Raw genomic sequence first — 23,539 nt, 5'->3', positions numbered from 1 at the left:
TTAAGTAACAAATTAATCGCCCACGAATAAGATGAAAGAGAGATTATTTGTGAGGAGGTTCCATAATGGCAATTAAGCCACCCATTTTGCAACAAGGCGATACGATCGGCATTGTAACTTTAGGTAGTCCTTTAGCTGCAAATATCATTAATGATCGAATAAATACCTTACAAAACTTCGGCTTTCAAGTCGTATTAGGACAACAAGTTTATGCAGAGAATGGCTTCCTTGCAGGTACGGACGAAGAACGTGCCATGGATCTTATGGATATGTTTTCCGATGAACAAGTGAAATTGATATTGCCTACTAGAGGTGGCGTAGGAGTTGCGGGGATACTTCCATTTCTCGATTATTCGTTTATTGAGGATCATCCAAAATTAATTAGTGGATATAGTGATATTACTGTTTTATTAAATGTATTAGCACAGAATAGCAATTTAATCACATTACAAAGTCTTATGCTTATTGATTTTTCTTTGAGTACGCCGAGTTACAATTATGATCAATTTTTCAATGCAACATCACTTTGGTCTCCTCAAAGACAAATTCAAAATCCTCCCCAGTTGCCGCAAGTAAGCAGGGTAAGCGGAAATGTTACAGGCCCAATTGTTGGTGGGAATCTCACCTCTTTTGTCGATACGCTTGGAACCCCTTATGAAATTGATACAACAGGTAAAATACTACTACTTGAGGAGACGCATGAACCGATAAATACTGTTTATCGGTACATGAATGCACTAAAGTTAGCTGGTAAGTTCGATGATTGTATTGGCATTGTATTAGGAGAATGTACAAATTGTCCAACAGCCTATGGGGTAACATATGAGGACTTTATTAATAACTTTGTGGTGCCATTAGGTAAACCGTTAATGACGAATGTTGCTACTGCTCATGGTATATATAAAGCGGCGATTCCAATTGGTGCAACGGCAAATTTGGATACAGTGAATAATAGGCTGACCGTAATGGAACCTACCATTACTTTACCTTAAATAACGATTAAATGAGCCATTTGGAGATCGAATAAATGTAGAGACGGAGCATCGAAAATCAATGGATTATTCGATACTCCAACTGATTATTGACCAGCAGATAGTTCTGATTGAACCTGCTGGATTTCTTGTTGTGTTGCCGCTTGTGGCGGCTTATAAAACCCGTGTTGTGTTGCATAGCTGTATACAGTTCGTTGTCTTGACTCATCGCCATTTCTTAAATTAATTAGGGTTTGTCGTAGTCCCGGATTGTTTGCTTCACTAATGTAACCAGCATAGCTTTTTAAACTTGCATTTAAGCCATTTAAGTAATCGTTCACAATATCCTTATCTTGTAACATCTATCTTCCTCCTATTGTAAAAATGGTAATAACTGCTGTTGTGCCTGTCTAGCAGATTGCGCATCTCTCAGCAGAATGGACTTCAATTCTGGATCCATTGCAGATTCAGCATAAGTCTCTAATTTATTAGCGATCATCCCATGCTCACCAATCATCTTTCTTAGGTTTTCCAACTCTGTTTGTGTTAGTTGGTTCATGGCACAAGCTCCTTTCCATATTAGTAAAGCCTAGTTTTTCCATTTTAATGAGGAATATGCAGTGGCAAAGGTATAGCTCTTGCTGAATTTTTGTTATTCATTTTGCAATTCCTCTTGTGCTATTATATTGGCAGGAGGGTTCATAATGATTTACATAGGATTGACTGGTTGGGGGGATCATTATTCACTCTACCCTGATCAATTGAAATCAAAAGATAAACTTTCAGAATACAGCAGCCATTTTCTTGTAGTTGAAGTAGATGCTTCTTTTTATGCAGTTCAGCCTGTACGTAACGCAGAAAAATGGGTACGTGAGACACCAGAGAACTTTCGATTTGTTGTCAAGGCATATCAAGGTATGACAGGACATCAGAGGGGAGAAGAAGACCCGTTTGAGACAAAGCAGGAGATGTTCCAAGCGTTTAAAGATTCTTTGGCACCATATCAACGTGTTAATAAATTAGCAATGGTCTTATTTCAATTCCCGCCTTGGTTTGAATGCAATAAAGACAATGTCACGTACCTTCGTTATTGTAAACAAATGATGGGAAATATACCAGTTGCCTTAGAATTCAGAAATCAATCTTGGTTTCATGAGCGCTTCCGAAATAGTACATTATCATTTATGAAAGAAGAAGGCTGGATTCACTCCATAGCTGATGAACCGCAGGCTGGTAATGGATCAGTCCCATGTGTACCAGTTGCCACTAACTCCTCGAAGACACTTATTCGAATGCATGGCCGCAATATACACGGTTGGAACAAACCAAGCAGCGCTGAAACCAACTGGCGGGATGTCCGTTATTTATATAAATATAATCAACAAGAATTATTGGAATGGAAACAGCGAATTACCGAGCTTAGTAAGAATTCAAAAGATATCATTATTGTATTTAATAATAATTCTGGTGGAGATGCTGCAGGAAACGCAAAAGAATTGCAGGAATTGCTTGGAATAGAGTACAAGGGACTATCTCCAAAACAATTGGATCTATTTTAATGTAAACAAAACCGCGACATTATCGTCTCGGTTTACTTCATTTCGTTTTAGCTGCAATCAATATGCCGATGCCAACCAGTATACTGCAAGCGACTAACACCCACTGCAGCAACTCATACGGAGCTTTGACATAAATAGCAATAAAGGTCCATATAAACACAAGCGGGTATAAGAAATCAGATTTACGAACTGTAACTAGAAGAGTGATTATACTTACGATAATTAATGTAAGGATTGTCCATCCTAATTCACTTATCCTTAAAATAGGCCAGAGATTGTTACGTACCAAGTATGTAAATAAGTTAACAATACTTGCTAAAGAAACCCAACCAAAGTAAATAGCAAAAGGCGCGTAATCAAGAAAGGTGCTATTCGGATTAGAGGTTACTCGTTGATACATCTGAATAAGCGAAATTAATAATAGGAATATAATGATAGTAGAAAGGAATATATACTCAACGTAAGAATCCATGCTGCATTTAACAAAAGGTTAACAGGAAAGAGGGTTTTCATCGAATGATAAAGAGGTTGATTATCAGGTTTAGCAAAGAATCCTTTAATTACCCATATAACCAATCATATATAAATGATTCCCCAAATGGAAAAAGCGTAGCCAGCTGGTTGAATAAGTGTATCCTGCTGATCAGCGATACGTCCTACATTTGAGCCGACTGAATAATTAATACTAAGTGTAAGAATAAGAAAGATCAGATTACGGATTGTTATTCCAATTGGTGGATTCAAATGGTCTTCCTCCTTTTGTTAAATGGTATACAGTCCTTTTATACAAAAAGGCTAAACGTACTTTACTTATATTTAGAATGGAGAAAGACCATTATGTTGTTTAATTTATTATTGTACTTGCAATGCCACGAATTTGCCATTCTCCATCTATCAAGGCGAGAAGTACAAAATCCAAAAATTCCGCGCCACCTTCTCTTGTTGCATTGACTTTAACCAGATAGTGTTCACTATCTGTTATTCGTTCTTGTAAAGGAAGCGGAATTTCTTCACTTAAGCTAGCTTTATCTAATGCTTTAACGGAAACGACGGCTATTTCTGAAACGCTATTCCCTTGTTTCTCAGCGAATTCAAACTCGTCAATAACCTCTCTTTTTGTCATTCCAATAAAATCAAGATATTCTTCTCCTAATAATTGTAATGATGCTTCATAGTTGCCTTCCTTCAACCCTTGGTAATAATTTGTGACAAGGTCCTCCACTTTGGATTCATCAGATTTCATACACCCAATACAAGTAATCAGGAATAAGCAGGCAATAAATAAACCGATCTTTTTCATTCTCTTTCTCCTTTGCAAGTTGCTATCAGTTGGTTTCATGTTGGGACACCTAACTAAACAGCTTTCTGTTTTTACATCAATGTAAGTCTATGCAAGTAATCTAATACTTGTTAGTTGTTTTAAAAATTTCTGCGGTATTGTATAAATCACCCTTGTTTTTTATGGACGAATAGTGTAGGATATATAAAAATAAAAACGTTAAAGAAGCGATGAACAGGACATGGGTTACTTTTGATGGTTAGCAGAGAGGGGAGGATGCTGGAAACTTCCTATCCTAGCAAAGTAACTTACCACCTTGTGAGCAGTATTGGAGAAATCAAGTAACCATTATCGTAAAGCCTGCGTTAAAGGACCATAAGTCAATCGGCATAGCTTGTCGGTTGGGAAAATGGGTGGAACCACGGATCAACACATTCGTCCCTTGTTTTGGGATGCATGTGTTTTTTTAATACTACAAAAGTTTATATCAAGAAATGCAAGGAAGGGGACATGGATGATTGTCACTCGTTACTAGAGAGGGAAAGAGATGCTGGGAACTTCCTAACGAAAGATAATCATTTACCACCTCGGAAGCTGTATTGGGGAACCATAGTATCCAATTACCGTTAGCTGCGTTAAGGCATATAAAGCCAATTTAAGTTTTATTGGAAAATTAGGTGGAACCACGGGTTACGCACTCGTCCTTTGTTTTAAGGATGGGTGTGTTTTTTATTAAATTATTTTATAAAGGAGGACGAATAAAATGGAGAAATTCGTTCACATTCAATTTCCCGATGGAAAAGAGAAGAAATATGAAAAAGGTATACAGTTATCAGAAATTGCATCGTCCATTAGTCAAAGTTTACGAAAAAAAACAGTGGTAGGAAAAGTTGATGGCAAATTAGTTGATCTAAGTTATCGTATTGAGAGAGATGCATCTGTATCTCTTCTTACAACCAATTCTGAGGAAGCATTAGAGGTATTGAGGCGTTCTACAGTACTCGTTTTAGCGCAAGCGGTGAAAAGGTGTTATTTCAATGTTAAATTAGGAACTGGTTCTGTCTTAGACAATGGATATTATTATGATTTTCAGATTCATCAGAGCATTCCTTTAGATGAATTAAAAAAGATTGAAGCCGAAATGGAAAACATTATTCAAGAAAAGCTAGAATTTAAACGCAAGGTTTTATCCTACGAAGAAGCTGTTCAATTGTTCAAAGAGAGGGGAGAATTATATAAGCTAGAAGAAATACAAGAGCTTCCGAAAGATGGAGAAATAACACTGTATAAGCAAGGAGAATTCATTGATGTTTCTCATGGTCCCCAGTTACCACATACTGGGTTCATTAAGGCTTTTAAATTGACGCATATTTCAGGTGCCTATTGGCGCGGAGATAATCAAAATCAGGTTCTCCAACGTGTATACGGTACTGCCTTTCATAAGCGTTCCGAGTTAGAGAGCCATCTTCTTTTCTTAGAAGAAGCAAGTAAACGGGATCATCGGAAGCTAGGGAAGCAACTAGAGCTCTTCATGTTTTCAGAAGAGGCACCCGGGATGCCGTTTTATTTGCCAAATGGCCAAATTATTCGAAATGAGTTAGAGACATTTTTACGAGAATTACAAGATAAGGCAGGTTATAAAGAGGTACGCACACCGCTAATGATGAATCAACGTCTTTGGGAAGAAACTGGACATTGGGACCATTATCATGAAAATATGTATTTCTCGGAAGTAGATGGTATAAGTTTTGCGATGAAACCAATGAACTGCCCAGGACATATGTTAGTGTTTAAAAATAGTCTTTATTCTTATCGTGATCTACCACTTAGAATGGCTGAATTTGGTCAAGTACATCGCCATGAATTTAGTGGAGCTTTGAATGGGCTGTTTCGTGTACGTTCTTTTTGTCAGGATGATGCTCATATTTTTGTGCGGGAAGATCAAATAGAAGACGAGATCAAGCAGGTGTTTCACCTAATAGATCAAGTTTATAATACCCTTGGTTTTTCTTATACTGTAGAACTATCTACCCGGCCAGACCATTCTCTAGGAGAGGATCATCTTTGGGAAATAGCTGAAAAAGCATTAATTCATGTACTGAAGGATTTGAATATAAATTACCAGCTTAATACTGGCGATGGGGCTTTTTATGGGCCAAAAATCGATTTCCATATTAAAGATGCTTTAAATCGAAGTCACCAATGTGCGACAATTCAGTTGGACTTTCAAATGCCAAATAAATTCGATTTATCTTATGTTAATGAAAATAATGAAAAGATACGTCCCGTTGTTATTCATCGCGCTATTTTTGGTTCTATTGATCGGTTTTTAGGGATTTTGATTGAACACTTCGCGGGAGCATTTCCTGTATGGCTAGCCCCAGTGCAGGCGCAAATACTTCCTATTTCAGAGGTACATCTAGAGTATTGCTTCTATATTCAAGCTAGACTAGAAGCATTAGGAATAAGGGTGGGAATAGATAATCGAAATGAAAAATTAGGGTATAAAATTAGAGAAGCGCAGCTGAAAAAGATTCCGTTTATGTTGGTGCTTGGAGATAAAGAAATGGAGAATAGAACCGTCAATGTTCGGCACTATAGTGAACAGCAATCCACGAGTTGGAAGTTAGGTCGTTTTGTAGATCATATTTGTGAAAAGGTGATGAAAAGACTGTGATAGTCATTTATTAGGGAGGAAGAAGTTATGAAACAGAATAAATATGATGACGTTCTATTTTTTAATGAATATAAGAAGATGCCACGTTCGATAGGTGGATTAGAAGCTACTGGTGAGTGGCCGGTTTTTCAGCAGATGCTTCCAAATATGAGAGAAAAGCGTGTGCTTGATCTAGGATGCGGTTTTGGATGGCACTGCCGCTATGCTAAAGAACAAGGAGCTCGTGCAGTGGTAGGAGTGGATATTTCTGAACGGATGCTCGAACGTGCCCGCGAAGAAACGAAACACCATTCGATTACCTATAAGCGAACAGCTATTGAAGATATCGAATTTGCACCCGATTCGTTTGATATCGTAATAAGCTCCTTAGCATTTCATTATGTGAAAACAATCGATGTTGTTTTTTATAAAGTATTTCAATTGCTGAAGCGTGGCGGAGCATTTGTTTTTTCTGTAGAGCATCCGATTTTCACATCCCAATCTGCTCAGGATTGGTATTATGATTCAGATGGAAATCGCTTGCATTGGCCGGTCGATAATTATCAAACCGAAGGCATACGACATACAATGTTTTTAACAGAAAATGTGGAGAAATATCACCGAACGATTTCAACCTATATGAATGATTTAATTAAAGCAGGCTTTCGAGTAACGAAGGTCTCGGAACCAAAGCCTCATTCAGGAATGCTAGATAAACAGGGGATGGAAGATGAAATAAGAAGACCAATGTTTCTGTTAGTAGCTGCTGAGAAACAGTAGCATCTACTGGGTAGAGGTCAAAACTTGATTTTGACTTTTCCTATCAAGCTATTTATAATGACAACTAGATGACAAATAAAGGAGGATTATTAAAAATTGACACATTTTATGAGACTTCGTTTCCCAGCTTTGAACCAGTAATTAAATGCGTTCAGAGGCTCTGTTTGTTGATGCAGAGTAAACGGGATCAGTCTGTCTTTTTTTAATAATTTTATTTATATCGTACTGCTGACTGAAAGGTGACTCGTTTTGCCTTTCTTTTTCTATGTTTCTAAAGTATGTACGTTTAAAAAAACAACAAATTTATCGATTGAATGAACCTTTGAATGGATGTTCATTGATTTCAACGAAGTTGTATGGTTGGGGACATCCAAATGATTGTCACGTCTTACGTACTTCTTTTCCTTTTTACTCTGATCACAGGCAGTTGCCTGTGATTTTTTAGAAAGGAAGAGGAAAATGACAAAGCGGATTCATAAATATGGCCGGAAAAAATTAAGTAATGGTGAACCACCAAATTATTTAGGTCAGCATTTACTTCATCATAAGCCTATCATTAATGAAATGGTTAAACAGGCGAATATAAGTAAGGAAGATAGCGTACTGGAGTTAGGAGCGGGGGAGGGTGCTCTAACAACAATTTTAAGCAAAAAAGCTAGGAGAGTAATCGCTGTCGAATATGATCAGAGATTTGTATCTATTTTAAAGGAAAAAACAAAGAATGGTTCAAATACGAAAAATATTCATGAAGACATTTTAAAAATTCAATTACCAAGTCAAAACTTTATTGTTGTTTCTAGTATTCCATATGCAATTACAACACCGATTATGAAATTGCTCCTTAACCACCCATCAAGTGCCTTTCAAAGGGGAGTACTCGTCATAGAGAAAGGTGCAGCAAAACGATTTCCTTCTAAGTTTATTAAGGATGCATATGTACTAATTTGGCGTATGTGGTTTACTATTTCCTATTATAAAGATATATCTAGATACCATTTTTCTCCCCCGCCTAGCGTGGACTCTGCGATGCTGGTGATAATTAGAAAAAAAGAATCGTTTCTTTCTACAAATGATTATTTAGCTTTTTATGGACTCGCAGAATATGCATTAAGACGACCGGAATTGGAGTTTCAAATGGTTTTACGACCGATATTTACTCCACCTCAAATCAAGCATTTAAAAAGAAACTTGGGAATTCATAAAGAGACACCAATTGGATTATTAACGGAATTACAATGGTCTATCCTGTTTACTACAATGAAACAGTATGTTGCTCGTCCGCTCTGGCCGAAGCCAAGTAAACGAAAAAGCAAACGAGGTGCTTATCATGACAAAAAGCAAAAAAATAAAAAGCGCTGAACTTGTATCTGAATGGAGTGATATATTTAGATGCCCGCATTGTGGTACAAAGATGCAGGTGGAAGCATGGAAGAGCTTGACTTGTGTCCATCATCATACGTTTGATTTTACGAAACAAGGCTATCTTAACTTAATGAAGCAGCCAATCAAAAGTAACTATGATAAAACGTTGTTTGAAGCAAGGCAGCATGTAGTTGGAGAAACTGAGTTATTTCAGCTTTTGCATCAACGTATAAGTGAAATTCTGTCACGTCTGAATAAAGAAACCATCACCATATTAGACGTTGGCTGTGGTGAAGGATCGCATCTACACCAGATAATGGAAGGTCGATTGGATCGTTCATTAGTGGGCATTGGCTTGGATATTGCTAAAGAAGGCATATTGCAAGCAGCTAAAAATTATATAGACCCGATTTGGGTGGTGGGAAATCTTGCGAATGCTCCCTTCCAAAAAAATGTATTTGATGTAGTAATAAATATCCTTTCGCCATCGAATTACGTTGAGTTTAAACGGTTGGTGGCTTCTAATGGCCTTATTATTAAGGTAGTGCCTCGTAATAACTATTTAAGCGAATTGAGAGAAGTTCTTATGAAGAGTGAGAAGCGAGAGATGAACAATAAGGATGAAGTGGTGAGCCTATTTCAAGACCATTTTGAAACAACTAAACGCATCCCCTTAACGTATCGTCATAAATTGAACCAAACGGTACTACAGGACTTGGTACGAATGACTCCACTTGCTTGGTCGGCCGATCCAAAGCGTATTCAGTCATTTACAGAGCAGGAGTCAGCAGAGATTACGATTGATTTGGATATTCTCATTGGTAGGAATAATTAGAAACTAGAGTAAAAAAACATACACCTACTCGCTTAGTGGGTGTATGTTTTTTGCTTATTTATTCGTTAGTATCCCTAAATAGGCTTGCCAAGGACCAACGTCTTTTTGATATCGCTTTGCCATGACTCGTACTATTTGAGCGATATGGGTTAGATCATGGACTACCCATGTAGATAGTAACTCGCTTAACTTTACTTCGCCAAAGACTGGATGTAAGCCTATGGCGTCCAGATGCGATTCAAGCGAAGGAATGGTTTCTAGTCTAGATAAGTTATGCGCACGAAGCGTTTTAAAATCCATAAGTTTTTGTTGAATTGGGTTATTCGTATCTTTATTTAAATGAGCATACCGATCAAATGGTGGAATAGGTGCATGTTCATCTCCATGGAGAATAGCTTCTAATCGAGGAATCCAGTTATGCTTTTCACTTTCAATAAGATGGTCTATTACCTCATAACTATTCCACGTCCTATCTCCCTCGTTACATTGTAACCAACCATGAGATAAGTTGGATAATAAACAATCCAGTGCTTGTGGGGTGTTATCTAGAACCTCGAGAGCCCCTTTTAATGAAAATTGCATTCCATCACTCCCTTAAGAGATCGCCTTGATACATTTAGTATATCATGATGATGTTAGCTATAGGGTGATATTTCGAAATAATATGTTATTTCAAAAAACAATCAATTACCGTATACTGGATATAAATAAAGGATGGGTGAACGGAGATTCGAGGAAGGGGAGGAAAAGCATGTTAGAAAGAGCAATTATTATTGGTGGAAGTATTGCTGGAAAATTGGCTGCGAAGGCCTTATCCACATCTTTCCGAGAAGTAATTATCCTAGAAACTGGTCCAAGATGGGATGAGAAAACACCAAGAAAGAGAGTTCCGCAAACATATCATCCACATGTGCTGCTAAAGGGGGGAGAAGAAGCAATAGAGGAATTATTTCCTCGTTTTCTTGATGAATTAATTGCGGATGGCGGAATTATAACGAACTTTACAAGGGATCTAAAGTGGCATCACTTTGGAGCATGGAAACAGCGATTTACCGGCGAATTAGTAATGGTTCAACAAAGTCGACCAATGCTGGAATGGCACTTGCAACAACGAATTAATAACATAGCTAATATTGAAACCAAATATGGGATGCGGGTGGACCGGCTGTTGGCAAATTCACGTTATAACCAAGTCATCGGTGTTAATGTTCGTTCATTGCAAACAAACGAGGAAGAAAATATGACAGCTGATTTAGTAGTTGATGCTAGTGGATTCGGTTCAAACGTAATGAATTGGTTGAAGCCGTTTCGAGTAAATGTAGTGGAAGAAAAAGTCGCGATTAAGCTGTTTTACGCCACAAGGTATTTCCGTTTACATCATCATGAAGAACTGGATTGGTGTAATATGTTAATATCCCCAAGTTTTCCAGAAAACCCTTATGGAGCTTTTATTCAAACGGTTGAAGGAGAGCGATTTTCAGTAACATTTAGTGGTTATGCTAATGAACAGCCTCCAAAAACGGAAAATGCGTTTCAGGCGTATGCAAAAAAACTGCCAACATCTGAAGTTACGAAATTTTTAGCAAAAGCGGATCCCATTTCTAAAATAAATATTCATAAGATCCCTTATCAAGTAAGGCGGAGATTTGATCTAGTAAATCTTCCAGCCGGATTGTTGGTAATAGGCGATGCCCACTGCCGCTTTGATCCTGTCTTTGGACAAGGGATTTCTGTAGCTGCAATGGAGGCTTTGGCCTTACAAGAAAGCTTAGTAGAAACGAGAACGTTTAATCGTAAGTTTGGTAGGGAATTTCATCGTGCTATCGCCAAAGTGATAGCAACGCCATGGGATATGGCAACTACAGAGGTATTGCGTCACCCCGACATTAAAGGGGATCGATCCGTTATTCTGCCATTTAAGCAATGGTACAGTAGAAAGGTTTATGAGCTATCCGCTGTCGATCCAGAAATATATTTACGGCTAGTGAAGGTTATGAATTTAATGGAGCCTCCGACGCATCTATTCCACCCTAGCGTAGGTAATGCCATCTTAACAAGTAAGAAGCAATCGAGGAAAGTCTAGTTAACGAATAAAACAATTAAGGGGGGGTACATGATGAATAAAAACGTAACTAAAAGGTTTCAATATATAACCAAACAAATGAACTATTCAGGTGCATTGTTGGTACGTGAGGGTAGACAACCATCCATAAAATTAAGTTCTGGCTATAGGAATCGTTCAGAAGAATTACCAAATGAAGTGAACACCAGGTTTGGAATTGCATCTGGTTGTAAGCTCTTTACTGCTATTGCCATTTGTCAACTTATTCAATTAGGGAAGTTATCCTTTCATGACGATATTCAAGATTACTTAGATATTGAATTGCCATGGACGAATGGAATTACGGTGCATCATTTACTGACACATACGTCGGGGGTGCCTGATTATTTTGATGAGGAAGTGATGGGAGATTTTGAAGAATTGTGGGAAGAAAATCCAATGTATCAATTTCGCCAATTATGTGATTTTATTCCATTATTTCAACAACAGCCAATGAAAATGCAGCCTGGAGAAAGGTTCCATTATAATAATACCGGCTATATATTACTTGGTCTTATCGTGGAAAAAGTAACCGGAACATCGTTTACGCAATATATAGAAGAACATATTTTTAAAAAAGCTCATATGTATCATTCGGGTTACTTTTCATTTGACTCATTACCAAGCCAGACTGCTCTAGGGTATATTGATGAACCTGATGGAACATGGCGTACAAATATGTATTCATTACCTATACGAGGGGGGGCTGATGGAGGAGCATTTATTACGGTTGATGATATGGAAAGGCTTTGGGATGCATTAATGAATTACGAATTATTAAATGCTGATTATACAAAAAAATTACTAACACCACATGTTCATGAAAACGAGAACTCTTTCTATGGTTATGGTATTTGGATTGAGAAAAGTAGAGAATCCATACGAAAGTATCATTTGATGGGGTATGATCCTGGGGTGAATTTTCATTCCGCTTATTATCCAGATAATGCTATTACTTTCGTTGCATGTTCCAATACTTCAAATGGATCTTTTCATCTTATGAAAGAACTAGAAAATAACTTACGTTTAAAGCAGCTCCATTGATGAGCTGCTTTTCTATTAATAACTGCGCCATGCCTTTTCATATTTTTCAATTAGGCTTGGACGTATCAGGGTATTCACCTCTGGGGAAACTGTATCTCCCTTATTATTGGTAATATGCTGCTGATCGATGTCCTTTCCAAAAGTAGTTAATCCAGCTAATACGTCATTGGTTAGGAATTTTGTATCTACGTTTATATCGACTTCCTCCAGGTTGACTGCTTCTCGTTTAGCTAATACAAATCCCCAATCACCAAAGCTTGGTATATCAACATGAAGGTTATCCGTTTCTAGATTTGCTGCCTCGATGGTCTGATTAATGGACCAATATACCTCTGTTGCAAAGGTTGGACTAGTTGCTTGAACCATCATGGACCCGCCGGGTTTTAGATGATTACGAAGTAGTTGGTAGAATTCTAAGGTGTATAACTTGTTTAATGACTCATTGTTCGGGTCTGGCAAGTCAACTAGGATGACATCGTAAAATGTTTGGTCTTTCTTTAAATATTGAAAGGCATCTTGATTAACGACTTCTACTCGGTCATCTTCAAAGGCATGATTGTTCAATTCGGTAATTTCATGATTTGTCTTGCCCAATTCAGTGACTTTTGGATCAAGGTCGACCAATGTCATTGATTCTATCTGATCGTATTTTTGTAGCTCACGTAAGGCTAGACCGTCACCCCCACCAAGAACAAGTACATTTTTAGGTGATTTTGCTGTTGCCATGGCAGGGTGTACTAGTACTTCGTGGTAGCGGTATTCATCTTCTGAACTGAATTGCAGCTGCCCATCAAGGAAGAGTCTTAGATCTCCTTGTTCTTTTGTTAAGATCACTTGTTGATAATCGGTTTGCTCATTGTAAACAATAGGGTCTTCGTACAGCTTTTGTTCAAATAAAAATGCTGTTTTTTCACCAAATAAAACGCCGAAAACAAGAATAACAAAGATAATTATTCCAGCAATAAAATGTCGTTTAAATGTTCGTATCTCTTTTCTGAAGTAGTATAAAACCCACAATGCGACAAGGACATTAATAATAGCAACAAGAAAGGCAGTTTTCACAAGGCCGAATTGTGGTCGAAATAAATAAACAAACAATAATCCACCAATTAAGCCACCTGCATAATCAGAAAAAAGTACTTTTGCCGTACTTTTTTGCACGGTTACGCCTATCTCGTTTGCTTTTCGGATCAATATTGGCAGTTCTACACCAGTTAAACCACCAACCACAAGGGTAATAAAATATAAGAAAAATGCGTCCATGCCAGAACTCAAGAAGGCGGTTACTCCAAATAATACAAAAGTAGAGAAACCAGCAAGAATACCAATTGCGTATTCAATCCAAACAAAAGACAATATTAAGTTTTTCGTTACTTTTTCACTTATGGAGGCTCCTATCCCCATACCGGTGAGGAAAAGGGAAATAGTGAGCGTATACTGTTTAACCCCATCCCCAAGTAAGTAGGATCCAGCGGCACCAAATAAGACTTCAAATATAATACCACAAATAGAGACGATTCCTGACGCCCAATAGATAGCTTTGCTTTGCTTTATACTTAAATCATTCACAGTTAGGACTCCCTGTTCAAATTCATCTAAACCTATTTTAAAGAAAAAGGCAATCGACTGCTAGCCGATTGCTGCGTGTGGATTTTATTATGTAATGGATGCTCCAATAACAAATCCTAATCCCACGGATACACACATACTGATAATTCCAACGGAAATATTCCCTTGTTTTAATTGTTCTTCTACGGAGAACTTGCGGGTGAACAGCTCGAATAATACGTATGCTACCATTTGCAAGACAATTCCAACTACACCCCAAATAAGCGTATCAAGAATATGTGCGCTATTATAGATAGAAAATGCAAGAACAATAGATATACCTACGATTTTACCGCCGATAGATAAAGAAACTGCATGATTTCCTTTTAATACTTCATCCCAATCTTTATATTGCTTTGTTATCATTTCAAAGATAGCCAAGCCAACTAAAATAATTGCAACCGCGATAAGGAAATATACAATTGTTAATACGAATGGTTCCATTCTTTTCTTCCTTTCTCCATTAGTTTATTTTTACTTCCCAGATCCAGGCCCTCCACCACGTACGGAGGAAGAACGTATGGATTTGGAGTCGCCTGAATTTTTATAAAAACCACCAGATGAATAATAGCCGCCATAACAATCATTGGTGTTGACGCATTTATTTTTTCTCTTTTTAGCCCAATCGTCGACATCAAGAACTTCGTCCAATAGCCACAACGCAAATAGCCCATTAAAAAAACTTGGTTGATAGTTATCACGTACAAAGTTTTTCGAGGCAACTTCTACTGTAGAATTATCAGGATCTTCCTCATCCTCTGTTATAATGACGAATAAATTATTATAGACAAGTGCTTGCTTTTGGTCACTTTTTTCACTTACTTTTTGAGGTTCCTTATACTCCTGTAATTCAGAAACTACTTCATCCACACTTTTATTTTCCGCTATGTAGATTTCTGAGATGTCAGAGGAGTCTTCTTGACTGCTAACCACATCATGAAAGGTATAAGTATCATTTATAAATTCAGCAATTCCATCGTTAAACGCGGTTGAGCCTGCTGCTTGATTCATACTACCACCACAAGCTGATAGGACAAGCGTAAAAGAAACCAGCACAAAGAAAAGTGATTTTTTCATGGTTTCACCTTCTTCTTTTATGGAATCAATTTTTCAGACATCAGAGGGGGGACCTTTCCTTTCCTCTGATGTCTGATGTTAAAACCAGTTATTCTTTCCCTAGTTTTTTCTTTAATGCTGCAAGCTCATCATCTACATCATTTTTTTCTAATGCTTCAAATTCGTCGTCTAAGCTACGGTTTGACTGACGTAAATCTTCGCTTGTTTCTGCCTCAGCTTCAAATTTTAGTACCTTTTCTTCCATACGCTCGAAACCTTGTTTGGATTCATCACTGCCAATACCAGATAATGTGCGATTCATTTTGGTTCTCGTTTTGGCAGATTCTGCTCTTGCTTTTAAGGAGTCTTTTTTCAGCTTCATTTCTTGATATTCAGCTTTCATCTCATCCAATTTCGTACGTAGAGAAGTAGAGTCTTGCTTCGCGCGATCATACGATTCTTTTAGAGAATCAGCAGATTGTTGATGTGCTTTTTTATCCTCTAACGCACGTTTTGCTAAATCATCATTTCCAGCTTCAATCGCTTTAATCGCCTGCTCATCCCGTTTTTCAACCATTTTTTTAGCATCTTCGTATTTACGGAGCATCATTTTTTCATTGGCAATTTGCTTTGCTACAGCGGATTCGGCTTCACGGATATCTTCTTCCATATCACGCATGAATTGATCGAGCATTTTTACAGGATCCTCTGCTTTATCAAGGGCAGAATTCAATTCGGATTCGACCACGGTTTTCATTCGTTTAAAAAATTTAAACATCTTGTTCATTCCTCCAATAATTTTATTTAAAATGTAAGTAACTTAATGATGAAATTTGTGAATGTTTAGCTTAGGAAATTATTTACTCGCGATAATTTTTAATTCAAATTCTTCAATGGTATAACCAGTACTAACTTCTAGTTCGGATCCCCATTTTTCAACTGATAGGAATTTTTCTTCTTCATCATCCATGTAATCAAAGTAGTTACACGTGGTTCCAGACAGATTTTCGCTTCGCCCAACACCTGATACATTAGCAGTACCAGATTCGTCTAAATAATATGTTGTACCATTGTATTCTATTTGTTTGGGGATAGGTTCTTGAAGAGGTAATTTGATTTTCTCATACATTCCAAGGTTCAGTTCATCATCCATCTCAACACTCAACCATAATGTTTTATGCGTACCTTGCAGCTGATATGCGTGCCATTTAAAACCATGGTCATTATAATTGATTTTACCTACTACTTTGTAATCTTCTAGATCAAAAGTTACAATATCATCCATTTCAAGATTAAACATATTTCGCTCTTCAATCGCGTTGCTTGATTCTTTTTTCTTACCAAATAATTTTCCCAGTATGCTCATCTATTCACCTCAACTTATCTATTCTTAACTTCATTATACTAATACGAATGAAAAATGTATAAGTTTCAGTTTTTATAAAAATCATTAAGGACTTTTGTATGAACATTCCGTGACAGAAAAATTTCATGTACAATTTAAGTAATAAGTAGAATGGAGAGGAGGGAATGTATGAAAAGAAAACAAAGAGCCATTCACGAGCCGGAACTACCTGAGAATTTGGAGGAAATCGAGCTAACGCATCTTTCTTATCATGATCTAATTGAGCTGTCGCGGATTGAAAAGATAAAGGGGCCATTAGTGGGGGAGCATGTTCGTTTTGAAGAAGTCTACTTGAAGAAAGTAACGTTATCTCAATCACGACTCTCCTTTTCTAGATGGACGGATGTGATTTTTAATGGATGTGACCTATCAAACGTTGATTTTCAAGATGCATATTTTAATCGTGTTGCATTTCATAATTGTAAATTAGCAGGTGCGGATTTTGATCAAGCAAACTTTCAAGATGTGCAGTTCATCGAATGCGAAGCCCCCTATTGTTTATTTAATCAAACGCTATTACGAGATATGGCTTTTCGCCAATGCTTGTTAAAGGGCGCTAATTTTATGGAAGTTCAATTTGACAATGTTCAGTTTGGCTATTCTGTCATCCAAGATGTTACATTCACAGGCTCCTCATTAGCTTCGATCGATCTAAGTAATTGCCAGTTTCGTACCATTCATCTAACTGGAGAAGAGTTAAGGGGAGCAATCATATCAGCTGAACAGGCTGTTTCATTTATTGAATTATTTGGCGTGCAAGTAAAATACGACGAATAGTAGAGGTGATGAACAGGTGATACCTATTTATGGACAAGTAGTTGATCAAGAAACGAGATGTGTACATTATCATTCAACAAAGGATATCATTGCAATCAAGTTCAAATGTTGTGGAAAGTATTATCCCTGTTACCAATGCCACCAAGCAGAAGGTCATAAAATAAGTGTTTGGAAAAAAGAGGAATTTGATCACAAGGTAATCCTCTGTGGTGTATGTAAAACGGAATTTACGATTCGCCAATATCAACAAATGGATAAATGTACTTGTTGTGGATCTATGTTTAACGAAGGATGTAAGCTGCATCATCACTTATACTTTGAATGAAAAGGATGTAAGCCGCAGTATGTTGCATCGAAAGAATATACAGAGACTAAAGTATCAATCACCTCCTAATTGTTAATCCTAATACATTAAGGAGGTGTGATACGTTGGCTAAAGATGTACTTTGTGAAGTGAATAACTGTGTGTATTGGAGCAATGGAAATAAATGTAATGCAGATGCCATTTATGTAGTCAGTCATAAAGGTAAGCAGGCGTCCACTAGTAAAGAAACCGACTGTAAAACCTTTGTTCCAGAATCTTAAAATTTGTTTGGGGGGATAACCTTGGGAGGTTATCCCTTTTAATATGATTATTATTGATAATAATAATCAATTTCATTCCTGTTTATACATTAATTTTTTCTAAGGTGATTTCTCCCTACAATGAAGCCAAACAATCGCTTATTAAGCGGCCAAATGCAGAAGAATTTAAAACGAATATCCTTTTCTCCCCTAGAACTGTCCCTTGTACCAACTGAAATATCCTAACTTCATGGAAAAGAGTACGGTAATTAGAAATACGATTAGCATCATGCCTAAAAAACCCCAATCCTTCCATTTCAATGTAAATTGACGATAAAACGTACGATCTCGATCCCCGTTAAATCCTTTTGACTCCATCGCTATTGCGGTACGTTCCGCTTTTCGTATAGCCCCGGCCAGCAAGGGGATAGCAAATCGTTTATATTGTTGAATGGAACCTTTGATGCCATTAGCACGATGGATTCCTCTAATACGATGCGCTGATCGGATTTGAATTAATTCTTCTTTTATTAATGGTAGAAAACGGTACCCTGCTAATACGCCATAAGCAAGTTTAGGTGGAAGCTTGAACTGCTGCATGACACTCAAAATAAAATCAACCATGTTTGTTGTAAAAATAAACATAAATGATAAAGAAGCAAAGGCGAGCATTCGTAATGTTAATGCGGCTGCTACTGTTACATCTTCTTTTGGTAAATCCCAAAATAGAATGTGCATCGTGACACCCGGATTCGTTGGTTGATCTGCAAACGCAATGGTTGTCCAAAGCATGCCAAAGGATAATAAAAAAATAACCGAGAAATAAAGCGTGTACCATTTCCATGCTACTTTTCCACATATAATGGTAACCATTACGGTGAACATGCAGTAAATTAATGGTGTAAAAGGGTCGAATACAAACGTCAGTAAACAAACTAAGAGAACAACTGTAATTGCTTTCAAACTGGGGTTAAGTTGATTTAGAAACGAACACATGGCGATCCTCCTCCATTTGTTGTTTCAATTGAATTCGATTGGGATAATCTAAATGCCATCGTTTAATTACTGACTTTTCTTGTTTCCATAATTGATCAGGCGATTGATCAGCTACAATTTCCCCTTTTTCTAAAACAAGCACACGATCAGCGTACTTATCAACCAGATCCATATCATGTGTAACCATGATAATCGTAGTGCCTTGTCTATGTCTTTGCTCCAACAGATCCATTATTTTCGCAGTGGAGGCAGCATCTTGTCCAAATGTCGGTTCATCTAAGAAAAGGACCTGTTGATCATCCACAATCATTGTTGCTACACTCAGTCTTCGTTTTTGTCCTTGACTTAATGAATAGGGATGCAGATGCCCCAAACCCTGTAATTCACAATGTGATAGCGTGTTCTGAACTTGTTCCTGAATCACGCTTTCTCGATGCTCACCGCCTAGTCGTAAACTAAAGGCAATCTCGTTATAAACCGTATCTGTGATAAATTGATGTTCAGGATTTTGAAAAACGTACCCAATTTGTTTTCGTACATCTTTCTCCTGCCATTCATTAAGGGGACGTTGGTATAAGCGAATATCACCATTGGAAGGTCGGTCTATTCCACTTAATAAACGCGTCATGCTTGTTTTTCCGCTTCCATTCGGTCCGACGATTGCTACAAAGGATTGATCGTATAGACGGACAGTTAATTGGTTTAGAATTCGCTGCTGGTTTTTATAAAGATTCACATCCGATGCAGAGAGAATAACGTTCTTTTTCTGTGGCTTTGCTATCTCTACACGGTTTCTTTCTAAGAAGCTGGCATCCATAGTGACCGATGATAACACATCCTCGTTTGACAATGGTATCTTCTTATAACTTGCCTTGTTTTGTCTGGTAGCTGTAAGTACAAGATCAGTTATTTTAGGTAGCCTAATCCCTTGCTGCTGAAGCATTTCTCTATTTGTTTCAATAAGTTTAACGAGAGGGCCATCATAGATACCTTTGCCTGTTTTGGACAAGATAAATGCACGGTTGATAAAAGTAATCCAGCCTTCCAGTTGATGTTCAATAACGATAAGCCCGATCTGCTGTTCTGTCCATACATGTCTTATTGTTTGAATAAATTCCTTTGTTGATTTTGGATCTAAATTAGCAGTTGGTTCATCGAGAACAAGATAATTTGGTTGTAGTGCAAGTACGCAAGCGAGTGCTAACTTTTGCTTTTGTCCACCAGAAAGTGTATTTATTGAAGCATGCTTATACGAGCTTAATTGAACCAATTCTAATGCCTCATCGATCTTTGCTTCTATTTCGTTGGAAGGTGTGCGAATATTTTCTAGTCCAAAAGCAATCTCATCTTCCACCGTTAACATACAGAACTGCGTTTCGGGGTCCTGAAATACGACTCCTACTTGTTTACTTATTGTACCAGGATGAGCCTCTCGAATGGAGTGATCGTATATATGGATATCGCCTTTGAGCATACCTTCCAATTCTCGAGGGTATATCCCATTTAAACAACGTGTCAGTGTACTCTTGCCACTTCCACTTGGGCCTAGTAATAGCATTGCTTCCCCTTTATTTAATTGGAAACTTAGCGTTTGGATAATTGCTTTTTCATCATTTCCATCAAACCAAAGAGAAAGTTCGGAAACATTAATCATGATACGGAACGTTCCTTTCTTATTTGTTTTCCTAAAGCAAAACTGGAAAGTACGCCCGTTTTGGCAAGGGAATCGCTGATGGTTTTCCCAATTAAGCCAGCAATAATGGCACCACTAATCATTCTGATGACCAGCATACTTACAATATAAGGGGTGGAAAGAGCGGTAAAACCGGATCTAAAGTAACCCCATACAAAACTAAAGATAGCGGCGCCAATACCAGCCAGCATAAGGACCCATAAGGAATAACGCTTGTATCGAGTGGCAGCAAAGGCAGCCTCTGCTCCTAACCCTTGAATCATTCCAGTAATAATAATAATCGGGCCCATCGCGTTTCCTAGCAACATTTCGACGGTAGCAGCAATCGTCTCTGATAAAAACGCTGCTCCTGGTTTGCGAATGATATAGGCAGCAATGATAGATACGATAAACCAGATTCCAAATATAAAATCGTAACCAATTGGTCCTAGCAAGGATACGAGGAGTTTTCCAACTGGTAAAAATGCTAAATAAACAATTCCGAACACGACGGCAAGTACGGACATCACAATGATTTCTTTCAACTTCCAGTTATTCATTTATTTTCTCCTTCTTTGAAGGGCTGTTGGCAGAAATCGTGGTTGTCATAACAGTATGTGAAGATTTTAAATTTTCCATGTTGGTAAATACGCGTTCAAGGCCATCAAAAACCTTTTCACCATCGCCATCTAGTCGTGTTGCATAGTGAATAGAAGAAACATCAATACCATGTAATTTCATTTCTTCGATTTGGTTATAAATCATATTCATATAATTTCCGCCTCCTAGCGGATACAATGAAAACTTTCCAGCTACCTCCTGGCTCATTCGTTTTAGTAATTTGGTATTTAACCGCTCATCATCCTCTGATAAATATACATCTCCATCAGAATCTCCAGGACAGCCGATGGAATAGGTGCTACTGAAAACTACATGATGACCAGTGTTTGCCGCATGTAGAAAGAGCGCCTTCGTTACATCAAAAACATGAGATATTCTCCCTCGGACACAGGTTTCTACATCTGTCGTTTTCATCCAAACCTTCGATGTATCAACTTCCTTTAATGAAGCTGTAATAACATCTACGAATTGATCCGTCATTGGATAAATAGCAAATGTACAGCCTGCAATCCTACTTGTGCTACATGTGATCGGTTGGTTGTTCAACGTAATCTCCTCCTTATCGATACATACACAAAAAAACTGCATTCTTGGGAATGCAGTCTTCATAAATAATATGATAAGGCAATGCCTGTTCCATTTTATTGAACGACTGCACTTCCCCACGCTAGTATTATCTAGATCGGGTTCTAAGGGTCAGATCATTTTCCTCTCAGCCATCTTAAAATAGCTCCCCTAGTGCAATAAAAATAGATATGCAGTTTTTATATGTCCATCTAGAATAGTTGAATTCGAATCATTTGTAAATATGTTAGATTTTATCTTGTCTTTTAACTAATTAAAAAAATCCAGGAAAATTTTTCAGGTCATGTTGAATCATGGTAATCAGGTATTAGGCTTAGGAATAGGTTTTAAGCTGTGTTATAATTAAGAAAGATTTAAGCAAGAAAAGGAGGTGAGTATAAATGACGATTGAGTTGTTAAATGAACTTTTTAATGATGTATCTCCGCTATCACTGTATTTAAGTCTATTATTGACGATTGTCACGACATATCAATTTCTAGCTATCGATGCTAGAAGTATAATGGAAAATAACAATGTATTAACGAGGGAATATCATAATCAGCGGGTAAGATTATTGCCAATGCAGGAACTGCTAGGAGAATGTGCAGAAATCTTGCAATGGTTAGTTAAAAAGACGAAGCGTATCGCTTCACCAGACGATGATACAGACCAGCAGTCCTTCTCGTTTTTTAAAGATTTATTACAACGAGGAGGAAAACAATGCAAGGTCAATTTATACTCACTTTTCTTAAAAAATATGCCATTGTCGGTATCATTCTAATCTTCTTTTTAACGGGGTGCCAAGCAGATAGTGGATTATTTCATTTTGACAATCCATTCTCCGGGCTCATGAAATATGTAGCTGTGTTATTTGGAGGGGATTATGGTCTATCCATTATTTTAATAACGGTGCTTATTCGTTTGCTCTTAATGCCTTTATCATTAAAACAAACAAAAAGCGGCGCTAAGATGAAAGAGAAAATGAATGAACTGAAGCCTGATATGGACGCTATTACAGAAAAATATAAAGGGAAAACAGATCAAGAGTCCAAAACCAATATGCAACAAGAAATGATGCAGCTTTATCAAGAGCATCAATTCAACCCGTTAACCTCTATGGGATGTTTGCCAATGCTTATTCAATTTCCGGTGATTATCGCTTTTTATTATGCAATTAGAAACTCACCGGAAATCGCGACCCACTCATTCTTATGGTTTAATCTAGGCGAAGTTGATCTCATTTTGCCATTTATTGCAGCTGCGATATATTTTATTCAGTCACGTGTTTCAATGATTGGTATGGATGAAAAACAAAAGAAACAAATGGCCATTATGGGACTTCTTTCACCTGTGATGATTGGGTTCATTTCATTTAATACCCCAGCAGCTTTGCCGTTATATTGGACGGTCAGCGGGATATTTCTAGTATTTCAAACATTACTTGCTAAAAAATTATATTACCCTAAAAATGCTGTGCAGCAATGAGTTTAGTAAAGATGTGATTGACATCCTTTTACTCGATATATATAATTAGGCGAGAAAATGGATATTCGGATCCATATAAAATTGGAGAGGTTCTTAGCTATAACCCTCTATAAAAAACTAAGGACAACTGATGCGATAAAAAGCCATGTGCCTTGGGCCATGGCTTTTTTATATGAAAGAATAAACATATGTGACAACTGTCT

General features: G+C 37.5%; 29 protein-coding genes and 2 riboswitches. Of the genes, 14 read left to right on the top strand and 15 right to left on the bottom strand.

What is annotated here, in order from left to right:
• Nucleotides 1-65 precede the first annotated feature (65 nt).
• Nucleotides 66-992: a S66 peptidase family protein gene (locus BN990_RS17260; protein ID WP_021290460.1), complete on the top strand. Its 927-nt coding sequence runs from the start codon at nucleotides 66-68 to the stop codon at nucleotides 990-992.
• Nucleotides 993-1,078: 86 nt separating this feature from the next.
• Here the strand turns inward: BN990_RS17260 and BN990_RS17255 are convergent, their stop codons facing one another.
• Together BN990_RS17255 and BN990_RS17250 are read right to left on the bottom strand one after the other, a co-directional pair.
• Nucleotides 1,079-1,333, bottom strand: a complete 255-nt coding sequence (locus BN990_RS17255) for a spore coat protein (RefSeq protein ID WP_038245877.1) — start codon at nucleotides 1,331-1,333, stop codon at nucleotides 1,079-1,081.
• A gap of 11 nt (nucleotides 1,334-1,344) precedes the next feature.
• Nucleotides 1,345-1,530 (bottom strand): hypothetical protein, encoded by a 186-nt coding sequence (locus BN990_RS17250; protein WP_021290462.1) that lies wholly within the window; start codon nucleotides 1,528-1,530, stop codon nucleotides 1,345-1,347.
• 145 nt (nucleotides 1,531-1,675) lie between these two features.
• Between BN990_RS17250 and BN990_RS17245 the strand changes: the two genes are divergently transcribed.
• Nucleotides 1,676-2,530, top strand: a complete 855-nt coding sequence (locus BN990_RS17245; RefSeq protein WP_021290463.1) for a DUF72 domain-containing protein — start codon at nucleotides 1,676-1,678, stop codon at nucleotides 2,528-2,530.
• Nucleotides 2,531-2,567: 37 nt separating this feature from the next.
• Here the strand turns inward: BN990_RS17245 and BN990_RS22690 are convergent, their stop codons facing one another.
• The 3 genes from BN990_RS22690 to BN990_RS17235 all read right to left on the bottom strand — a co-directional run bounded on the left by BN990_RS22690 (nucleotide 2,568) and on the right by BN990_RS17235 (nucleotide 3,830).
• Nucleotides 2,568-3,002 carry a hypothetical protein gene (locus BN990_RS22690; protein WP_148530724.1) on the bottom strand — a complete coding sequence of 145 codons (435 nt, stop codon included), beginning with the start codon at nucleotides 3,000-3,002 and terminating at the stop codon, nucleotides 2,568-2,570.
• A gap of 104 nt (nucleotides 3,003-3,106) precedes the next feature.
• Nucleotides 3,107-3,274 (bottom strand): hypothetical protein, encoded by a 168-nt coding sequence (locus BN990_RS22685; protein WP_021290464.1) that lies wholly within the window; start codon nucleotides 3,272-3,274, stop codon nucleotides 3,107-3,109.
• 100 nt (nucleotides 3,275-3,374) lie between these two features.
• The gene (locus tag BN990_RS17235) at nucleotides 3,375-3,830 is read right to left on the bottom strand and encodes a hypothetical protein (RefSeq protein ID WP_038245876.1); all 456 of its coding nucleotides are present in this window, start codon (nucleotides 3,828-3,830) and stop codon (nucleotides 3,375-3,377) included.
• A gap of 742 nt (nucleotides 3,831-4,572) precedes the next feature.
• Between BN990_RS17235 and thrS the strand changes: the two genes are divergently transcribed.
• From thrS to BN990_RS17215, 5 genes are all read left to right on the top strand, one after another.
• Nucleotides 4,573-6,486, top strand: coding sequence for a threonine--tRNA ligase (thrS, locus tag BN990_RS17230; RefSeq protein ID WP_038245875.1), 1,914 nt, complete (start codon nucleotides 4,573-4,575; stop codon nucleotides 6,484-6,486).
• 27 nt (nucleotides 6,487-6,513) lie between these two features.
• Nucleotides 6,514-7,245, top strand: coding sequence for a class I SAM-dependent methyltransferase (locus BN990_RS17225; protein ID WP_038245874.1), 732 nt, complete (start codon nucleotides 6,514-6,516; stop codon nucleotides 7,243-7,245).
• A 96-nt stretch (nucleotides 7,246-7,341) separates the two neighbouring features.
• Nucleotides 7,342-7,386 (top strand): erythromycin resistance leader peptide, encoded by a 45-nt coding sequence (locus tag BN990_RS23645; protein WP_126410072.1) that lies wholly within the window; start codon nucleotides 7,342-7,344, stop codon nucleotides 7,384-7,386.
• Nucleotides 7,387-7,704: 318 nt separating this feature from the next.
• Nucleotides 7,705-8,604, top strand: a complete 900-nt coding sequence (erm, locus tag BN990_RS17220; protein ID WP_051739263.1) for a 23S ribosomal RNA methyltransferase Erm — start codon at nucleotides 7,705-7,707, stop codon at nucleotides 8,602-8,604.
• Nucleotides 8,573-9,442, top strand: a complete 870-nt coding sequence (locus tag BN990_RS17215; RefSeq protein WP_038245873.1) for a putative RNA methyltransferase — start codon at nucleotides 8,573-8,575, stop codon at nucleotides 9,440-9,442. Before erm ends, BN990_RS17215 begins: the two co-directional genes overlap by 32 nt.
• Before the next feature lie 54 nt (nucleotides 9,443-9,496).
• On the opposite strand, the gene BN990_RS17210 is transcribed toward BN990_RS17215, so the two are convergent.
• Nucleotides 9,497-10,024 carry a DinB family protein gene (locus BN990_RS17210; protein ID WP_021290469.1) on the bottom strand — a complete coding sequence of 176 codons (528 nt, stop codon included), beginning with the start codon at nucleotides 10,022-10,024 and terminating at the stop codon, nucleotides 9,497-9,499.
• A gap of 169 nt (nucleotides 10,025-10,193) precedes the next feature.
• On the opposite strand from BN990_RS17210, the gene BN990_RS17205 reads away from it, so the two are divergent.
• Together BN990_RS17205 and BN990_RS17200 are read left to right on the top strand one after the other, a co-directional pair.
• Nucleotides 10,194-11,525 carry an NAD(P)/FAD-dependent oxidoreductase gene (locus tag BN990_RS17205; protein WP_038245872.1) on the top strand — a complete coding sequence of 444 codons (1,332 nt, stop codon included), beginning with the start codon at nucleotides 10,194-10,196 and terminating at the stop codon, nucleotides 11,523-11,525.
• A gap of 33 nt (nucleotides 11,526-11,558) precedes the next feature.
• A complete protein-coding gene (locus BN990_RS17200; protein ID WP_101953565.1) occupies nucleotides 11,559-12,587 on the top strand; it encodes a serine hydrolase domain-containing protein in 1,029 nt (342 codons plus the stop codon).
• Between the two features lie 15 nt (nucleotides 12,588-12,602).
• On the opposite strand, the gene BN990_RS17195 is transcribed toward BN990_RS17200, so the two are convergent.
• The 5 genes from BN990_RS17195 to BN990_RS17175 form a co-directional block, all read right to left on the bottom strand.
• Nucleotides 12,603-14,156 (bottom strand): polyamine aminopropyltransferase, encoded by a 1,554-nt coding sequence (locus BN990_RS17195; protein WP_021290472.1) that lies wholly within the window; start codon nucleotides 14,154-14,156, stop codon nucleotides 12,603-12,605.
• 87 nt (nucleotides 14,157-14,243) lie between these two features.
• Nucleotides 14,244-14,639 (bottom strand): DUF350 domain-containing protein, encoded by a 396-nt coding sequence (locus BN990_RS17190; RefSeq protein ID WP_021290473.1) that lies wholly within the window; start codon nucleotides 14,637-14,639, stop codon nucleotides 14,244-14,246.
• A gap of 30 nt (nucleotides 14,640-14,669) precedes the next feature.
• Complete coding sequence (locus BN990_RS17185) at nucleotides 14,670-15,272, bottom strand: DUF4247 domain-containing protein (protein WP_021290474.1); 603 nt, start codon at nucleotides 15,270-15,272, stop codon at nucleotides 14,670-14,672.
• Between the two features lie 88 nt (nucleotides 15,273-15,360).
• The gene (locus tag BN990_RS17180; RefSeq protein ID WP_038245870.1) at nucleotides 15,361-16,029 is read right to left on the bottom strand and encodes a PspA/IM30 family protein; all 669 of its coding nucleotides are present in this window, start codon (nucleotides 16,027-16,029) and stop codon (nucleotides 15,361-15,363) included.
• 78 nt (nucleotides 16,030-16,107) lie between these two features.
• Nucleotides 16,108-16,617 (bottom strand): DUF4178 domain-containing protein, encoded by a 510-nt coding sequence (locus tag BN990_RS17175; protein ID WP_038245869.1) that lies wholly within the window; start codon nucleotides 16,615-16,617, stop codon nucleotides 16,108-16,110.
• 168 nt (nucleotides 16,618-16,785) lie between these two features.
• Between BN990_RS17175 and BN990_RS17170 the strand changes: the two genes are divergently transcribed.
• The 3 genes from BN990_RS17170 to BN990_RS22070 all read left to right on the top strand — a co-directional run bounded on the left by BN990_RS17170 (nucleotide 16,786) and on the right by BN990_RS22070 (nucleotide 18,018).
• On the top strand, nucleotides 16,786-17,433 hold the full coding sequence (locus tag BN990_RS17170; RefSeq protein ID WP_051739259.1) for a pentapeptide repeat-containing protein: 648 nt from the start codon (nucleotides 16,786-16,788) through the stop codon (nucleotides 17,431-17,433).
• Nucleotides 17,434-17,449: 16 nt separating this feature from the next.
• Nucleotides 17,450-17,758 carry a CHY zinc finger protein gene (locus BN990_RS17165; RefSeq protein WP_038245868.1) on the top strand — a complete coding sequence of 103 codons (309 nt, stop codon included), beginning with the start codon at nucleotides 17,450-17,452 and terminating at the stop codon, nucleotides 17,756-17,758.
• Nucleotides 17,759-17,862: 104 nt separating this feature from the next.
• On the top strand, nucleotides 17,863-18,018 hold the full coding sequence (locus BN990_RS22070; RefSeq protein WP_021290479.1) for a DUF1540 domain-containing protein: 156 nt from the start codon (nucleotides 17,863-17,865) through the stop codon (nucleotides 18,016-18,018).
• 189 nt (nucleotides 18,019-18,207) lie between these two features.
• Here BN990_RS22070 and BN990_RS17160 read toward each other — a convergent pair whose 3' ends face one another.
• Genes BN990_RS17160 through BN990_RS17145 form a run of 4 tightly spaced genes read right to left on the bottom strand, consistent with a single transcriptional unit; the run spans nucleotide 18,208 to nucleotide 21,832 of the window.
• The gene (locus BN990_RS17160; RefSeq protein ID WP_021290480.1) at nucleotides 18,208-18,993 is read right to left on the bottom strand and encodes an energy-coupling factor transporter transmembrane component T family protein; all 786 of its coding nucleotides are present in this window, start codon (nucleotides 18,991-18,993) and stop codon (nucleotides 18,208-18,210) included.
• Nucleotides 18,968-20,647 (bottom strand): ABC transporter ATP-binding protein, encoded by a 1,680-nt coding sequence (locus BN990_RS17155; RefSeq protein ID WP_038245867.1) that lies wholly within the window; start codon nucleotides 20,645-20,647, stop codon nucleotides 18,968-18,970. Before BN990_RS17155 ends, BN990_RS17160 begins: the two co-directional genes overlap by 26 nt.
• Complete coding sequence (locus BN990_RS17150) at nucleotides 20,644-21,225, bottom strand: ECF transporter S component (protein ID WP_021290482.1); 582 nt, start codon at nucleotides 21,223-21,225, stop codon at nucleotides 20,644-20,646. The genes BN990_RS17155 and BN990_RS17150 overlap by 4 nt, the downstream gene beginning before the upstream one ends.
• A complete protein-coding gene (locus tag BN990_RS17145) occupies nucleotides 21,218-21,832 on the bottom strand; it encodes a YkoF family thiamine/hydroxymethylpyrimidine-binding protein (RefSeq protein ID WP_051739258.1) in 615 nt (204 codons plus the stop codon). The genes BN990_RS17150 and BN990_RS17145 overlap by 8 nt, the downstream gene beginning before the upstream one ends.
• Before the next feature lie 96 nt (nucleotides 21,833-21,928).
• Nucleotides 21,929-22,033: riboswitch (TPP riboswitch) on the bottom strand.
• Nucleotides 22,034-22,251: 218 nt separating this feature from the next.
• On the opposite strand from BN990_RS17145, the gene BN990_RS17140 reads away from it, so the two are divergent.
• Nucleotides 22,252-22,632 (top strand): hypothetical protein, encoded by a 381-nt coding sequence (locus BN990_RS17140; protein WP_038245866.1) that lies wholly within the window; start codon nucleotides 22,252-22,254, stop codon nucleotides 22,630-22,632.
• A complete protein-coding gene (gene yidC, locus BN990_RS17135; RefSeq protein ID WP_038245865.1) occupies nucleotides 22,572-23,336 on the top strand; it encodes a membrane protein insertase YidC in 765 nt (254 codons plus the stop codon). Before BN990_RS17140 ends, yidC begins: the two co-directional genes overlap by 61 nt.
• Before the next feature lie 80 nt (nucleotides 23,337-23,416).
• Nucleotides 23,417-23,463, top strand: a riboswitch (PreQ1 riboswitch).
• Nucleotides 23,464-23,539: the final 76 nt, after the last annotated feature.

The sequence above is a fragment of the Virgibacillus salexigens genome, from assembly GCF_000723585.1.
Lineage (GTDB): Bacteria > Bacillota > Bacilli > Bacillales > Amphibacillaceae > Virgibacillus > Virgibacillus salexigens.
The sequence above is the reverse complement of the archived record's forward strand: the minus strand, read 5'-3'. Positions and strand labels throughout refer to the sequence as shown.

What these genes read in the sequence shown, in the direction of transcription:
- BN990_RS17260 (WP_021290460.1), top strand. Translation starts at nt 66, where the DNA reads ATGGCAATTAAGCCACCCATTTTGCAACAAGGCGATACGATCGGCATT.
- BN990_RS17255 (WP_038245877.1), bottom strand. Translation starts at nt 1,333, where the DNA reads ATGTTACAAGATAAGGATATTGTGAACGATTACTTAAATGGCTTAAAT.
- BN990_RS17250 (WP_021290462.1), bottom strand. Translation starts at nt 1,530, where the DNA reads ATGAACCAACTAACACAAACAGAGTTGGAAAACCTAAGAAAGATGATT.
- BN990_RS17245 (WP_021290463.1), top strand. Translation starts at nt 1,676, where the DNA reads ATGATTTACATAGGATTGACTGGTTGGGGGGATCATTATTCACTCTAC.
- BN990_RS22690 (WP_148530724.1), bottom strand. Translation starts at nt 3,002, where the DNA reads ATGGATTCTTACGTTGAGTATATATTCCTTTCTACTATCATTATATTC.
- BN990_RS17235 (WP_038245876.1), bottom strand. Translation starts at nt 3,830, where the DNA reads ATGAAAAAGATCGGTTTATTTATTGCCTGCTTATTCCTGATTACTTGT.
- thrS (WP_038245875.1), top strand. Translation starts at nt 4,573, where the DNA reads ATGGAGAAATTCGTTCACATTCAATTTCCCGATGGAAAAGAGAAGAAA.
- BN990_RS17225 (WP_038245874.1), top strand. Translation starts at nt 6,514, where the DNA reads ATGAAACAGAATAAATATGATGACGTTCTATTTTTTAATGAATATAAG.
- erm (WP_051739263.1), top strand. Translation starts at nt 7,705, where the DNA reads ATGACAAAGCGGATTCATAAATATGGCCGGAAAAAATTAAGTAATGGT.
- BN990_RS17215 (WP_038245873.1), top strand. Translation starts at nt 8,573, where the DNA reads ATGACAAAAAGCAAAAAAATAAAAAGCGCTGAACTTGTATCTGAATGG.
- BN990_RS17210 (WP_021290469.1), bottom strand. Translation starts at nt 10,024, where the DNA reads ATGCAATTTTCATTAAAAGGGGCTCTCGAGGTTCTAGATAACACCCCA.
- BN990_RS17205 (WP_038245872.1), top strand. Translation starts at nt 10,194, where the DNA reads ATGTTAGAAAGAGCAATTATTATTGGTGGAAGTATTGCTGGAAAATTG.
- BN990_RS17200 (WP_101953565.1), top strand. Translation starts at nt 11,559, where the DNA reads ATGAATAAAAACGTAACTAAAAGGTTTCAATATATAACCAAACAAATG.
- BN990_RS17190 (WP_021290473.1), bottom strand. Translation starts at nt 14,639, where the DNA reads ATGGAACCATTCGTATTAACAATTGTATATTTCCTTATCGCGGTTGCA.
- BN990_RS17185 (WP_021290474.1), bottom strand. Translation starts at nt 15,272, where the DNA reads ATGAAAAAATCACTTTTCTTTGTGCTGGTTTCTTTTACGCTTGTCCTA.
- BN990_RS17180 (WP_038245870.1), bottom strand. Translation starts at nt 16,029, where the DNA reads ATGTTTAAATTTTTTAAACGAATGAAAACCGTGGTCGAATCCGAATTG.
- BN990_RS17175 (WP_038245869.1), bottom strand. Translation starts at nt 16,617, where the DNA reads ATGAGCATACTGGGAAAATTATTTGGTAAGAAAAAAGAATCAAGCAAC.
- BN990_RS17170 (WP_051739259.1), top strand. Translation starts at nt 16,786, where the DNA reads ATGAAAAGAAAACAAAGAGCCATTCACGAGCCGGAACTACCTGAGAAT.
- BN990_RS17160 (WP_021290480.1), bottom strand. Translation starts at nt 18,993, where the DNA reads ATGTGTTCGTTTCTAAATCAACTTAACCCCAGTTTGAAAGCAATTACA.
- BN990_RS17155 (WP_038245867.1), bottom strand. Translation starts at nt 20,647, where the DNA reads ATGATTAATGTTTCCGAACTTTCTCTTTGGTTTGATGGAAATGATGAA.
- BN990_RS17150 (WP_021290482.1), bottom strand. Translation starts at nt 21,225, where the DNA reads ATGAATAACTGGAAGTTGAAAGAAATCATTGTGATGTCCGTACTTGCC.
- BN990_RS17140 (WP_038245866.1), top strand. Translation starts at nt 22,252, where the DNA reads ATGACGATTGAGTTGTTAAATGAACTTTTTAATGATGTATCTCCGCTA.
- yidC (WP_038245865.1), top strand. Translation starts at nt 22,572, where the DNA reads ATGCAAGGTCAATTTATACTCACTTTTCTTAAAAAATATGCCATTGTC.